13 protein-coding genes are annotated in these 15,047 nt (G+C 39.6%); all 13 read right to left on the bottom strand.

Features of this window, described 5'->3' with window-relative positions; genetic code table 11:
• Positions 1-54: 54 nt before the first annotated feature.
• The 13 genes from purN to gbpB all read right to left on the bottom strand — a co-directional run bounded on the left by purN (position 55) and on the right by gbpB (position 15,017).
• Positions 55-609, bottom strand: a complete 555-nt coding sequence (purN, locus tag FNL60_RS00255) for a phosphoribosylglycinamide formyltransferase (protein ID WP_002280381.1) — start codon at positions 607-609, stop codon at positions 55-57.
• Positions 609-1,631, bottom strand: coding sequence for a phosphoribosylformylglycinamidine cyclo-ligase (gene purM, locus FNL60_RS00250; protein WP_002280382.1), 1,023 nt, complete (start codon positions 1,629-1,631; stop codon positions 609-611). Before purM ends, purN begins: the two co-directional genes overlap by 1 nt.
• Before the next feature lie 57 nt (positions 1,632-1,688).
• The gene (gene purF, locus FNL60_RS00245; protein ID WP_002263130.1) at positions 1,689-3,128 is read right to left on the bottom strand and encodes an amidophosphoribosyltransferase; all 1,440 of its coding nucleotides are present in this window, start codon (positions 3,126-3,128) and stop codon (positions 1,689-1,691) included.
• 25 nt (positions 3,129-3,153) lie between these two features.
• Positions 3,154-3,774, bottom strand: a complete 621-nt coding sequence (locus FNL60_RS00240; protein ID WP_002267556.1) for a DNA alkylation repair protein — start codon at positions 3,772-3,774, stop codon at positions 3,154-3,156.
• Between the two features lie 22 nt (positions 3,775-3,796).
• Positions 3,797-7,522, bottom strand: a complete 3,726-nt coding sequence (locus FNL60_RS00235) for a phosphoribosylformylglycinamidine synthase (protein WP_002280383.1) — start codon at positions 7,520-7,522, stop codon at positions 3,797-3,799.
• Between the two features lie 9 nt (positions 7,523-7,531).
• Entirely contained in the window at positions 7,532-8,239 is a 708-nt protein-coding gene (gene purC, locus FNL60_RS00230) for a phosphoribosylaminoimidazolesuccinocarboxamide synthase (protein ID WP_002263133.1), read from the bottom strand.
• Between the two features lie 121 nt (positions 8,240-8,360).
• On the bottom strand, positions 8,361-8,942 hold the full coding sequence (locus FNL60_RS00225) for an ATP-binding cassette domain-containing protein (RefSeq protein WP_002280384.1): 582 nt from the start codon (positions 8,940-8,942) through the stop codon (positions 8,361-8,363).
• 227 nt (positions 8,943-9,169) lie between these two features.
• Positions 9,170-9,418, bottom strand: coding sequence for an acyl carrier protein (locus FNL60_RS00220; protein WP_002280385.1), 249 nt, complete (start codon positions 9,416-9,418; stop codon positions 9,170-9,172).
• Position 9,419: 1 nt separating this feature from the next.
• A complete protein-coding gene (plsX, locus tag FNL60_RS00215) occupies positions 9,420-10,418 on the bottom strand; it encodes a phosphate acyltransferase PlsX (protein ID WP_002280386.1) in 999 nt (332 codons plus the stop codon).
• Positions 10,419-10,625: 207 nt separating this feature from the next.
• Positions 10,626-11,381, bottom strand: a complete 756-nt coding sequence (gene recO / locus FNL60_RS00210) for a DNA repair protein RecO (RefSeq protein WP_002263137.1) — start codon at positions 11,379-11,381, stop codon at positions 10,626-10,628.
• The gene (locus FNL60_RS00205) at positions 11,371-12,546 is read right to left on the bottom strand and encodes a pyridoxal phosphate-dependent aminotransferase (RefSeq protein WP_002263138.1); all 1,176 of its coding nucleotides are present in this window, start codon (positions 12,544-12,546) and stop codon (positions 11,371-11,373) included. Before FNL60_RS00205 ends, recO begins: the two co-directional genes overlap by 11 nt.
• An 88-nt stretch (positions 12,547-12,634) precedes the next feature.
• A complete protein-coding gene (locus tag FNL60_RS00200) occupies positions 12,635-13,603 on the bottom strand; it encodes a ribose-phosphate diphosphokinase (RefSeq protein WP_002263139.1) in 969 nt (322 codons plus the stop codon).
• A 124-nt stretch (positions 13,604-13,727) separates the two neighbouring features.
• On the bottom strand, positions 13,728-15,017 hold the full coding sequence (gene gbpB / locus FNL60_RS00195; RefSeq protein ID WP_002280387.1) for a glucan-binding protein GbpB: 1,290 nt from the start codon (positions 15,015-15,017) through the stop codon (positions 13,728-13,730).
• Positions 15,018-15,047 lie beyond the last annotated feature (30 nt).

The following is a 15,047-nucleotide window of genomic DNA, read 5'->3' as shown; positions in this document are numbered from 1 at the left end:
ATAGTTTATGAACAGGTCTTTACCTTTACCATAAAATCATCTCTCACTACCTTCTTATCTTCTCTCGATCCCTAAACTCTCCAGCACTTGAGGATAGAGCTGATACTCAGCAGCATGAATGCGTTCTTCAAAACTTTCAATCGTGTCATGAACTAGCCGTGGGACACGGACTTGTTTAATGACCTTGCCAGTATCCACACCTGAGTCCACCCAGTGAATGGTCACTCCGCTCTCAGTGACACCGGCATTCCAGGCATCTTCGATACCATGAGCACCTGGAAATTCTGGCAAATAGGCTGGATGGATATTGATAATGCGACCTTGATAGGCAGCCAGCAAGGTTGGGCCAACGATTTTCATGTAACCAGCTAGGCAAACAAGATCAATAGCATATTTTTCCAAGAGGTCAATGATAGCCTGCTCATAGGCAATTTTGTTGTCAAATTCCTTGAGTTCAAATGCGTAACTTTTGATACCGAGATTTTTAGCACGCTCCAAGACATAGGCATCACGATGGTCAGAGAAAACAAATTCTACTGGGAATTGCTCGCCGATGACCTGAAAATTTGACCCATTACCAGAAGCGAAAACAGCAATTTTTTTGCTCATTATTTGATCACCACACTTGCGTCAGCTTTTTTCACGATACGCCCAAGCTCATAAACAGGCTCATCAAGGACTTCCTTGACACGGTCAACCTTTTCAGGACTGACAGCCAGCATGAGCCCGATACCCATGTTGAAGATTTCAAACATTTCGTCGTGCTTCAGCTCACCATATTTTTCAAGCGCCTTGAAGATTGGCAGAACTGGCACCTTGTCTTCTTCGATTTCGGCTGCCAAATCGTCCCCAAACATACGTGGGACATTTTCGATAAAGCCGCCACCTGTGATGTGGGCAATACCGTTGACTAATTCTTCCTTAATCAATGGCAGAGCTGCTTTGACATAGATACGAGTAGGTTCAAGTAAGACATCTTTGAGTTTTTTACCTTCCAATTCTGGCAGTTCTTCCTCACCAGTATAGTCTGCAAAGACACGGCGGACAAGCGAATAACCGTTTGAATGAATACCGCTGGAAGCCAGACCTAAAAGCATATCACCTTCTTTGACTTTTGAGCCGTCGATGATTTGTGATTTTTCAGCCACACCGACCGCAAAACCAGCCAAGTCGTAATCGTCTTCGCCATACATACCGGGCATTTCGGCTGTTTCGCCGCCAATCAGACCAGCACCAGCTTGGACACAGCCTTCAGCCACACCAGCAACCACCTGCTCCAGTTTAGCAGGTTCATTCTTACCCGTTGCAATGTAGTCTAGGAAATAAAGAGGTTCAGCCCCCGCTGCAATGATGTCATTAACACACATGGCTACACAGTCTTGGCCAATAGTGTTGTGCTTGTCATATTTAATCGCAAGCATGAGCTTGGTTCCGACACCGTCCGTTCCTGAAATCAAGACAGGCTCTTTGACGTCCAGCTGGGACAAATCAAACATCCCACCGAAGCCACCGAGAGCTCCCATAACCCCAAGACGCTCCGTACGCGCCACGTGTTTCTTAATCCGAGCAACAACCTCGTATCCCGCCTCAACATCAACACCAGATTGAGCGTAAGCATTTTTTTCTGTCATAATATTTTTCCTTCTTTTTTCTTTGGAAATAGCAGAGCTGCTATTGAGTTCGGTCTATCAATAAAAGCTAACCTTCTCATCCAAGCTTCTACGATACTCTTCTTCGTAATCGTAAAGCGGTGTTGGGTACTTGCCATCAAAGTAAGCAACACAGAGACCGCCGTTTGGGGCATCTGTTTCAAGTCCGATAGAGTCAATCAAACCGTCAATAGACAAGTAAGTTAGGCTATCCGCACCGATAATCTGGCGTGTTTCTTCAACAGAATGATTAGCCGCAATCAATTCACGCCGTGTTTGAATATCAATCCCATAGAAACATGGATAGGCCAGCGCTGGGCTACCGATAGCCACGTGAACCTCTGTAGCACCAGCTTCTTTCAAGAGCTGAACGATACGACGTGAGGTTGTCCCACGCACGATGGAGTCATCAATCATGACGACACGTTTGCCTTTAACCACTCCAGATACGGCAGAAAGTTTCATGCGAACCCCTTGCTCACGCAGTTCCTGCGTCGGCTGGATAAAGGTTCGTTGGGTGTATTGATTTTTGATGAGCCCCATTTCATTTGGCAGTCCTGATTCTTCGGCGAAGCCCATAGCTGCGCTGAGTGAGGAATTAGGTACACCGACCACAATGTCTGCCTCATGTTTGAACTCACGCGCCAACTGTGCTCCCATACGTTTACGAGCAGTGTGGACATTGACCCCGTGAATATTTGAGTCAGGACGGGCAAAGTAGATGTATTCCATTGAACAAATAGCCAGCTGCGTATCTGTCGTGTAAGTGTCGTACTGGATACCACTGTTATCAATGATAACCACTTCACCCGGCTTGACATCACGAATCCACTCGGCACCCACCACTTCAAAGGCACAGGTTTCACTGGAAACAACGATGGCACCATTTGCCATTTTACCAATAGAAAGCGGACGAAAACCGTTTGGATCAAGAGCTGCAATCAGCTTATCTTCCATCATCAGAAGATAGGCAAAACCACCTTTGACCGTATTGAGCGCTTCCTTAACCTTGCCCATAAAGCTTGGATTATGGCTGCGGCGAATAAGATGAGCCAGAATTTCCGTATCAGATGAAGAAGAGAAGATAGCGCCGTTATGTTCTAATTCTTTCTTCAGAGTTTTCGTATTAGTCAGGTTACCGTTATGTGCCAGACCAAATTCCATATCGTAAAACTTAAAATGGAAAGGCTGGATATTATCAATGGAGGCTTCTCCAGCCGTTGCATAACGGACATGCCCAATAGCAGCCTGACCTGTTAATTTTTCCAAATTAGCTGGATTTTTGAAAACTTCTGAAATTAATCCTGTATCACGATGTCGTATCAATTTGCCAGCATCATTTGTCAGAATGCCAGCACCTTCTTGACCACGGTGTTGCAGACTATGCAGTCCAAAATAAGTGACTTGAGCTGCTTGAGGATGTCCCCAGATACCGAAGACCCCACATTCTTCGTTGAGAGATTTTACTTCGTATGTCATTTTATATACCTTTTGTACTTAAATTCTAGGCATCAATAAATTTACTTGCCAATTTATAAACTTGGTTAATTTCTTTACTTTCTAATTTCCAATTTTTCAACTCAATTTTAACTAAATCTGGAAATTTTTTGCTAATGTCTCTTAAAGCATTCCCTACTGATTTTCTAACATATTCGCTTACATCCTCTTTTAAGTCAGCTATTCTTCTGATAGCTTCATTAGGGTTCTCTTTAAAGTATGGTCTATTTGTCCATATTCTTAACCCTTCTGTAGCAGCTCTCCTCGTATGGAGATTGCTACTTTTTAACCATTCATCAATAATTGGAAGTGCTTTTTTATATCCTATTTTCTTACAAAATTCATCAAACGCCTTTGCTAACACTTCTTGAACTCTCCAGTTATTATCTTTAGAAACTTCATCTCTCATGAATATTAAAATTTCTTTATCTTTTGATAAGTATCCGAAAAGGAATACAGCGTACATTCTTACTTGGTAAACATCAGATTGATAAGCTAAAAATGCTAATTTCTTGATATACTCACCATCGTTGGATTTATAATCAGTTAAGGCTCTTTGTTCTTCCTCTTTAAATCCGTGTTCTATGAGTGAAAAATCTTTTTCTAGCCTTGCAACATACTGTTTCATAATATCCCTTCTATTAAATAGGCTATTTCCCAGTAAAGTATTTCACTGCACTTTCAAATAGGCCTTGGTCTTTGTTACCTGGGATGTTTTGAAAGAGCCCATTTTCATAGCGTTCCGAGTGTCCCATCTTACCAATGATTTGACCGTTCTTGCTCGTAATCCCTTCGATAGCGTTGAGCGAACCGTTTGGATTGTATTTAGAATCCATAGAAGGCTTACCATCAAAGTCCACGTATTGGCTCCAGATTTGACCATTGTCACGCAGTTCCGCAAATTCTTCAGCTGTCACGACAAATTTCCCTTCACCGTGAGAGACTGGAATCGCATGGATATCACCGATCTTAACACCTGCCAACCATGGAGAGTTAGTATTAGTGATACGGGTTTCCACCATCTTAGCCACGTGCTGATTGGCATCATTGTAGAAGAGGGTTGGGCTTGTCTCACCAACTTCTTCAAAGTCACCATAAGGCAGAAGACCGGATTTGACAAGAGCTTGAAACCCATTACAGATACCGATGATGAGGCCACCCCTTTCAATGAAGCTGTCAATAGCAGAGCGAACTTTTTCATTAAGTAAGATATTGACGATAAACTTAGCCGAACCGTCTGGCTCATCTGCCGCTGAGAAGCCGCCGACAAAGAAGATAATATTGGCTTTAACAATGTTGTCAACCATGGTGTCAACAGAAGCCTCAATCGCTGCTTCATTAAGAGTCACAAATGGCACTGAGTTGACTTTGGCACCAGCTTGTTCAAAGGCCTTAGCTGAATCGTACTCTGAATTGGAACCAGGGAAAACTGGGATATAAACCAGAGGCTGTGCAATTCTTTCTTTAGCTTTAATAACAGCATCAGATACCACAGCAGGTATTTCTTCAAGAGCTGTTGACTGTTCAAATTCGGTTGGGTAAACCTCCTCTAACCTGCCCTCAAAAGCTGCAAGTAATTTCGCAGCAGACAGGTTGACACCATTGACAGTTACTGTAAAGTCTGCCACAGTTTGACCAATTTTCACTGCGTCAGCAATGGCTTCATCAGATGTAAAGACAAAACCACCAAGCTGCGCTGTCAAGCTGCTGTCAAGCTCTGTCAATTCTACAGAAGCACCAATATGATTACCAAAGCTCATGAGTGCTAGGCTTTCAAGAACACCGCCGTATTTAATAGCTGAAGCTGCTGTTACTTTATGCTTAGCTTGAATGGCTTCAAATTGTGCAAAGTTAGCCTTGATATAATCAAAATCAATGTCTTCTGAAATAGCCTGTCCTGAGATGTAGTAAATGTTCTCACCAACAGTCTTGAATTCTGGTGAAAGAACCTGACGACTATCTACTGTTGTCACACCAAAGGCAACCAAGGTTGGCGGTACCGTCAATTCTTCAAAGGTCCCTGACATGGAGTCCTTACCACCGATTGATGGCAAACCAAGTTGGATTTGTGCCTCGATCGAACCAAGCAGAGCAGCTACTGGCTGACCAAAGCGATCCGCTTGTTTATCCATGCGTTCAAAGTATTCTTGGTAAGAGAAACGCGCACGAGACCAATCAGCACCTGTTGCTACCAAGCGAGCTGTTGCTTCAATAACAGCGTAAGCTGCACCATGATAAGGTGACCACTCCGCAATATAAGGATTGAATCCCTGTGCCATGACAGAAGCTGTCATTGTGACACCATTTTGTACTGGCAATTTTTGCACAGAACTTTCAGTAGGCGTAATTTGATAACGACCGCCGATTGGATGATTAACTGTTGAACGCCCAACCGAGCTGTCAAAGATAGTTTGCAACCCTTTTTGACTAGCGTGGTTAAGATCAGACAGAACTTTCACTGTGTCTGCTTCAAGTGTTGCTGCTGATGTTGTACGCACCTCAGGAAGGGCAACATCCTTATCCACAACGTTTGCATCAACAACCACACGCACACCGTTAGTATCAAGGAAAGCACGTTCCAAGTCAACGATGGTTTCACCATTCCAAGTCATGACAAGGTTTGGTTTTTCAGTAACAGTCGCGACAACAACTGCATCAATGTTCTCTTTATGACATGCTGCAATAAAGGCGTCCACATCACTTGGACGAACAACAACAGCCATGCGTTCTTGTGACTCAGAAATGGCAATTTCGGTACCGTTAAGACCTTGGTATTTTAGTGGCACTTTGTCCAAGTCAATTTCAAGACCATCTGCCAATTCACCAATAGCCACACAGACGCCGCCAGCACCAAAGTCATTTGATTTCTTGATGAGACGAGTGACATTGCCATTGCGGAAAAGACGTTGAATCTTACGTTCTTCAATAGCATTCCCTTTTTGCACTTCGGCACCTGCTGTCTCAACCGATTCAACCGTTTGAACCTTAGATGAGCCTGTAGCACCACCGACACCGTCACGTCCTGTTTTTCCACCAAGAAGGATGACCACATCACCAGCTTCTGGTTTTTCACGCACGACATTTTCTTTTGGTGCTGCACCGACAACAGCACCTAGCTCCATACGCTTAGCAACGAAGCCTGGATGGAAGTACTCTTTGACATAGGTAGTCGCAAGTCCTATTTGGTTCCCGTATGACGAATAGCCGTGCGCCGCCGTTTTAGAGATGACTTGTTGTGGCAATTTACCAGAGCGTGTTTCTGCTATTGGTGCGGTAATATCACCTGCACCTGATATACGCATAGCTTGGTAAACATAAGAACGACCTGACAATGGGTCACGAATAGCACCACCAATACAAGTTGCAGCTCCACCGAAAGGCTCAATTTCCGTTGGGTGATTGTGGGTTTCATTTTTGAACATGAGCAGCCAAGGTTCTTTGATGCCATCTACATCTACCTCAATTTCAACCGAGCAGGCATTGATTTCGTCCGACACTTCCATGTCGTTCAAACGACCGTTAGCACGCTCATAACGACCAAAGATTGTCGCCATATCCATAAGCGTCTGTGGCTTTTCAGAACGTCCCAATTCGTCACGCAGGGCAATATATTTATCGTAAGTTGCCTGCAATTGTTTTTGGAACTTAGAAGCTGAAAAGTTAATATTTTTCAATTCTGTCTCAAAAGTCGTGTGACGGCAGTGGTCAGACCAGTAGGTATCCAAAACTTTCAATTCCGTTTCTGTTGGCACACGCCCAATTGATTTAAAATAATCTTGAATAAAAACAAGATCATCCACTTCCATAGCCAAACCTTGTTCCGCCTTGTAAGCCGCAAAATCTTCAGCTGTATAAGTCTTAAAGAAATCCAAATTTGGAATTGTTTTGTCAGAATTTGAAAATTCCTGTGGACGAATAGGCAAGGTGATATCTTTGAAACGCGAATCAACTGGATTCAAAAGATAATGTTTCACCGCTTCCAACTCATATGCATCAATATCCTTATTAACCAGATAAAGCTGGGCAGTATTAACCGTTACGTTGCTGTCACTACCAAGTAAGAGCAAAGCCTCTTGTGAACTTGCTGCCCGCTGGTCAAACTGACCCGGCAAAGCTTCAATAGCAAAAAAAGCATGGCTGTTAAGATCCGCCTGCACAGTTGCTTCATCTAAAATTGTATCTGTCACCTGCTCAGAAAAGACATGCTTTTGCGCACGCGCAAACAGGCTTTCTTCTAAATTAAAGATATCATAAACCTGCACAATACGTAAAATTTTTAAGGAGGTTAACTGCAAATTATGTGTTAGTTCTTTGACCAGTGACTCCGATTTAATGCTAAAGTTAGCTTTTTTCTCAACAAAAATACGTCTATCCATGTTCAATCCTTACTTAAGTTCTTGCAATTTTTCCCATACCACTTCGTAAACATCCGTTAATTCTCCTAACCCTCTTCGGAAGACATCTTTGTCCATGTGATGCCCTTGCGCATCCCAAAGACGACAGTTATCTGGTGAAAACTCATCTGCTAGGATAATTTTACCATCTTTATCAAAACCGAATTCCAATTTAAAATCAATTAATTTAAGTCCGATTTGATGGAACCAATCTGACAAGAGTTTGTTTATCCGACGTGTTTCAGCTTTAATATAGGCAATATCTTCATCGTTAGCAAGCTTTAAAAATTTCACATGTTCATCATTAATAAAAGGATCATCCAAATCATCATTTTTATAGTAAAATTCAACAATTGGCTTTTCCAACTGAATACCTTCCTTAACGCCAAAACGTTTGGAAAAAGAGCCTGCTGTCACATTACGCAAAACAACTTCAAGCGGAATAATCTTAACTTTTTTATTCAATTGTTCTGTTTCTGAAATCTTTTTAATAAAATGCGTTGCAACCCCAGCCGCATTTAGTTTTTGAAAAATTAAAGACGAAATCTGATTATTAAGCTGCCCCTTACCTGCGATTTGTTCTTTTTTCACTCCGTTAAGAGCTGTCGCTTGGTCTTTATATTGTGCAATAATCACATTTTCGTCTTCTGTCGTCAAAATATCCTTAGCTTTACCCGAATAAATAAGTTCTTTTGCCATCAAATCGTTCGCCTTTCATAAAGTATTCATCTTATTTTAACATACCTTCACTTCAAATTCAACAATATACAAACTTTATAATAAAACTAAAAAAGATTGTTCGCATTTAACGAACAATCTTTCAAAGAGTCGTCATCAAAAATGAGAAAGGACGATGATTTATTCTGTCCTTAATTTTCTCTCCAGAGTCAATCTCAACAATTCGATCAGCATAATAAGAAACACTGCCTCGGTGAGCAATAAAAATAATCGTGCGATTCAATTTAGATAAATTGGCAATAACTTTTTCTTCGGTATCACGATCTAAACCACTAGTTGCCTCATCAAAAATCAACACAGGCTGTCTGGTTAAGAGAGCACGTGCAATAGCTAAACGCTGTTTTTGACCACCAGATAAACCTCCGTCTTCTGAAATCTGTGTTTGAAAACCTAAAGGCATTGCCTTGATATTGTCTAAAATTTCAGCAATTGAACAAACTTCCATTAAGCGATCATCCGTTACTTCCTCTTCAGCACCAAGAAGCAGATTATCTAAGATTGTTCCTGTAAAAACATAAGACTGCTGTGGCACATAAGTTACTAATTGGCGCAGCTGGGAATAATTTATCTTTTCTCCATCTAAGAAAGAGTCACCGCTACTAACAGTATAATAGCCTGCAAGAATTTTTGCCAAAGTTGTCTTTCCAGAACCACTTTTCCCCATAACAGCGATCTTTTCACCACATCGAATAGATAAGTCTAAATTGCGTAGCGTTTCCTGCTGATAGCCAAAACGATGTCTAGATGTCTACTCCTTCAAGCTATGATATTATTATAAAAGTGGCAATGCAAAAAAAGTAGTGACAAAAATGTCACCTGAGAAATTTAAAAAAAGGATTTAGCTTTCATATAACTAAACCCTCCATTATTAACAATATTAGTATTATTTATCTAAGAACTCTTTAAACGCCTAGAAAGATAGACGACTAATTCTCCCATGGTCTGAATATCTTCCACATCTTCATCAGGAATGTTCAGATTAAATTCATCTTCAAGCGTAATGATAAACTCCATAAGTGCAATGGAATCAATTCCTAAGTCCTCTTGAATATTGGTCTTCACAGTAACTTCTATTTTTTCATTGTGCAGCTGTTCTTTAATGAGATTAGAAATCCTGTCAAAAATCTCTTCATTAGTCATCTTAGTCCCCCCTGTTTGAAAATTCTTCTACTAATTGACCAACAACATCAGTTTCAAGCATGATTCGGATTTGCTTAATAGTGTAGTAAACAGATTTAGCATCACTTGAACCATGACATTTAACAACAGGAGCCTTAAGTCCAAAAAGTACAGCCCCGCCTGCACCTGAATAATCCAAAGAATCTTTCAAATCATAAAGACTATTTTTGAGTAAAAGAGCTCCTAATTTTGCTCTTAAACCAGCTTGCTTAATGGATGTTTTCAGCTGTTCCATAATGCCAAGCGCTGTTCCTTCAATGGATTTCAAAACAGCGTTTCCCGTGAAACCATCTGTTACAACAACATCTGCGACACCGTTCATCAAATCGCGTGCTTCAACATTTCCTATAAAATTGAGGGTTTCATCTGCTGCTAAAAGAGCAAAGGTTTCTTTACGCAGTGGATCTCCCTTAGTTGTTTCTGTACCGTTATTAAGTAGACCAATCCGCGGATGAGCAACGCCTCTGACATTCTTAGCATAAAAAGAGCCAAGAATAGCATATTGATGCAAATGATGAGCTGTATTTTCAGCATTAGCTCCTAAATCAAGCATATTAAATCCTTTACCATCAATCGTAGGAAGTGATGACATCAAACCAGGACGGTCAATATCTTTGATACGTCCAACAACAAGAAGTCCAGCAGCTAACAAAGCTCCTGTATTCCCAGCAGAAAGAACTGCATCAGCCTTACCATCTTTAACAGCCTGTGCTCCTAAAACCATTGAAGCCTGTTTTTTCTTCCGAATAGCCTTTACAGGTTCATCATCTGAATTAATTTTTTCATCCGTATGGATAATAGACACACGATCATTTGCTTTTAAATAAGTCTTTATTTTTGCTTCATCACCATAGAGTTGAATTTCAATATCTGAAAAATCTGCTAAAGCCTGATTAACTCCTTCGACAATAGCTTGAGGGGCATTGTCTCCACCCATAGCATCAACTGCAATTTTCTTCATAATCCAACTCCTCGTTATAGTTATTCTTAATTATACCATGAATAAAAGAATCTTAAACGTTACAAAAAAATAACAAATAAACAATTCAGCAAAATTAAGGCTACTTTTTACTAATAATCAATTATTTTAGCATATCATTTTTTTCATGACAAACTTAGTGATTTTAAATGCCTATCATCAAAAGTGTCTCTTTTTTGAAATTTTCCTTTATTTCATAACTTGTCCCCAGTGATCTAAATCATCAATAAATTTTTTACTTTTGAGACGAAGACCAATATAGTCCTCATAAACTTCATCAATAAATTTTCTCAGCTTTTGTTTCATGTCAGGTTTAACTGAAATGGTCTTTAAGCTATCAAAATGTAAAGTTTGAAATTGGTTCAAAAGGTAAGGGACATTAGGATCTAAGTGACTACGATAAAGATCTTTTTCATAATGTTCAGGACACAAAAGACCTGAATAGCGATGTGAAAAATCAAAAGCTAAACCGACACGATGGCAAAAAACACAGTCATGAAAATTAAGTTGAACGCCAAAGCGATCTAGAATTTGGATTTCAAAAATATTGGTCAATATTTCATAATCAAGACCTTCATCCATCAATTCTAGGGTCTTAATTAAAAAAGCAAAAAGAGGGGCATCATAGACAGCATCTGAAATAGCAGCATCAGCCAAAGACACAAGGTAAGTAGCATAAGCTAATTTATAAATATCTGCATTAATTTCCTTAAAAAGAGAGACTCCCTTATAATCTTCAATATAAGAAAGTCCATGATTATTAATTTTTAAAATAAAATTAGCTAGAATCAATGGTTGAATGACAGAAGACAATTTTGAATTAGTAGCATGACGCACAAAAAACATGTGTTTGCCGGAAGTTTCCGTAAAAATTTTAACCAGCTTATCATCCTCTCTAAATGGCCGATTATAAAGCACTAAACCTCTTGTTTCTTTAGTCTGCATATTGCTCCATAAATTCTTTAAGGCGTTTCATCGCTTCTTTTATAGTCTCCATGCTTGCTGCATAAGAAATTCGTAAGTAACCTTCTCCATATTTTCCAAAAGCAACACCAGGAATAAAAGCTACTGCCTTCTCTTTAGCAAAATCTTGTAGGAACTTAAAGGAATCTTGTCCTTGCGCAACTGGTATTTTAGCAAAGATATAAAAAGCACCATCAGGTTTGATGATTTTAAACTTCATTGCTTCCATTTTTTCAATGATATAATCACGGCGCTTAATATATTCTTCTTTCATTGGCAGAGCATCATCTTTACCATTGGTCAAAGCTTCTATAGCAGCAAATTGTACACTGGTGGTCGCTGCAGTTACCAAATACTGATGACTCTTAATCAACTGTGCTGTCAAAACAGCTGGTGCAAAAATCAAGCCCAAACGCCAACCTGTCATGGCATGTGATTTCGATAAACCAGAAATCAAAATCGTTTGGTCAGGTAAATATTCAGCAATAGAAACGTGTGATTCTCCTGTATAAGTCAGTTCAGCATAAACTTCATCACTGATGACAAAGATAGGATATTTTTTAAGAACCTCAGCCAAATTTTTGATTTGCTGGCGCGAATAAGTTACTCCTGTTGGGTTGGTTGGATAGTTGAGAATAACAGCCTTAAGAGCCTCTCCCTCTTTTAAAATAGCCTCTTCAAGCATCTCTGGTGTTAGGACAAAATCATTAGATCTGGTATCAATCTCAACTACTTCAGCCCCAACCAAATTAACAACAGGCTCATAACCGGGATAAGCTGGTGCAGGCAAAAGCACTTTATCACCAGGTTCCAAAATAGCTGTTAAACTAGCTGATAAAGCTTCTGTAGCTCCAATTGTTACTAAAATTTCATTATCAGGATTATAGGTAAGATGATATTTTTCTTTTACAAAAGCACTAGCTGCCTGCCTTAATGCCAAAAGTCCTGCCATTCCTGTGTAATGACTTTCATCAGCATCAATTGCCCTTTTAGCAGCCTCCTTAATATGTTTTGGAGTTGCAAAATCTGGTTCACCCAAAGTCAATTTCAAAACATCTGGAATATCTGAAATAGATTGATCAAACTGACGAATCATAGAGACTTCAATCTTATTTAAATTTTTATTAAAACGTTTACTCAAATCCATAAAATACCCCTTACAAATAGATTAACACTATTATACAAAAAAAAAGCAGGTTTTTCATCCTATAAAAAAATCGCTATTTCAGCGATTCCTAGTTAAAAGTTGTAAATTCAAATAAAGGTGATAGCGGTCGTTTTTCATGAATACGAATAATAGCCTCAGAAATCAAATCAGTAATTGAAATTTGTTCAATTTTATCTATCAATTTTTCTTCAGGAAGGTCAATTGTATCCAAAACAACTAATTTTTCAATAGCCGAATTTTGAATATTATCTAAAGCAGAACCAGACAGAACTGGATGTGTACATGAAGCATAAACTGCAGTAGCACCTGCTTCAGCAAGGGCGTCAGCTGCATGAGCAATTGTTCCTGCAGTATCAATCATATCATCAATTAAAATACACGTTTTCCCAGAAACATTGCCAATGATATTCATGACTTCACTTGTATTCATTTTGTTAACATTTCGTCGTTTATCAATAATTGCTATCGGAGTTTGAAGAAATTGGGCTAATTTACGCGCACGTGTCACGCCTCCATGGTCAGGACTAACAACGACATAGTCGCTGCCACACATACCACGACGAACAAAATAATCCGCAATTAAAGGGGCTCCCATCAAATGATCAACAGGAATATCAAAAAAACCTTGAATTTGTGCTGCATGCAAGTCAACAGTCAAAAGACGATCAACTCCCGCCACAGCAAGCATATTAGCAACTAACTTGGAGGTGATGGGTTCACGCGAACGTGCTTTTCGATCTTGACGAGCATAACCATAATAAGGCATGACAACACTGACAGTCTCAGCACTAGCACGTTTAAGAGCATCAACCATAATCAAAATTTCCATTAAGTTATCATTTACAGGTGAACTTGTTGACTGTAAAATAAAAACATGGTTTCCGCGAATAGATTCTTCAATATTAACTTGAATTTCTCCATCAGAAAATTGACGAACAGTTGATTTTCCAAGACTAATACCAATAGTCTTAGCCACTTTCTCTGCTAATTCTTTGTTTGAAGATAAAGCAAACAATTTTAAATTAGAATAAGACATAAATCCTCCAAAGTTTTAATCCTCTTTCATTTTAACGTTTTTAGAATAATTTTTCAATCCAATTATGATGAATATAAGGAAAAATAAAAAGATAAGATAAATCTTACCTTTTTATAATATTAAATTAGTTTGGATAGATATAGCTTACACTACCTGGATTAAACCAACCACGGTAGTTACCAATAGATTGGTTACCTGCATAGTTAGCTTCTTGAACTTGAATTTGGCCACCTTGAACACCTGTAACATAAGCAACGTGTCCATAACCGCCATCATTCCATACAGCTACAGCTCCAGCTGAAGGTGTAGAACCAACTCTATATCCTGCCGCTGCTGCACTTGCTGCCCATTGTCCACCATTACCCCAGTAGTTTCCTACCCAAGGAGCTAATGATTTAACACCCCAAGTACATTGCCCTGCTGGATATGTATTAGCAGAAGAAGTATTAGCTGCTACAGCAGCTGTCGAAGCACTAGAAGCTGATGGTTGTGCTTCTGTTGCTGTAGTACTTTCTTGATCAGAATTATTTACTGCTTGTGCTGCTGACTGCTCAGTTGAATCACCTGTTTGTGCTGCTTGAGTGTTATCAGCTGCCGCTGCTTGTTGGTCAGAAGCATCTGTAGCTTGAGTATTATTATTTGCTGCTGCTTGCGCTGCTTGTTCTTGTAAAGCTTTCGCTTCTGCTGCGGCCTTAGCTTCTGCTGCCGCTTGTGCTGCTGCTGCTTGGCGTGCAGCTTCCTCTGCTGCCGCTTTTTGAGCAACTAAAGTAGCTTTTTGATCTTGTGCAGTAGTCAATTCAGCTTGCAAGTTTAGTTGTGCTGCTTCTAATTGAGCTTGCTGTGTATTTAAAGCATTTGTATTTTGAGCAATTGTCTCCTGATTAGCTGCAACAGTATTAATTGCTGCTTGATTTTCTTGTTGCTTTTGCTCAACAGCTGCTTTATCTTGCTCTTGTTGTTGAAGCATTTTTTCATTAGCAGATACAACTTCACGAATAGCCGAAACACGATTAATAGCATCAGAAACTGATTTTGAATTAATGATAGCATTAATATAGCTGGTAGCTGCGTTACTTTTTTGAGCACTACGAGCTTGTTGCTTCAAAGATTCATTACGTGCAACAATTTTGCTTGAAAGTGTTTGAATTTGTTGACCCAAAGTAGCAGACTGAGCTTCAAGTCTTTGATTTTCAGCTTGTAATTCAGCTTGTTGTGTCTGTAAAGCACTTACTTGTCCTTGAATCGTATTAACTTGTGCTTGTGCTGCTTGCTGTTGTGCGGTCAAGTTGTTGATTTTAGAATCTTGTGACGCAATCTGCGCATCAAAGTCATCAGCTTTTACAGCTGATAATGTTGTCGCAGAACTAAGAGTTACACCACTCACTAAAACTGCTGATAAAATTCTTTTTTTCATTACAAATATAACTCCTTTTTCGATAAGACT

The organism is Streptococcus mutans (assembly GCF_006739205.1).
Taxonomy (GTDB): Bacteria; Bacillota; Bacilli; order Lactobacillales; family Streptococcaceae; genus Streptococcus; species Streptococcus mutans.
Note: the sequence above shows the minus strand (reverse complement) of the source record. Positions and strands in the feature narration are given on the sequence as shown.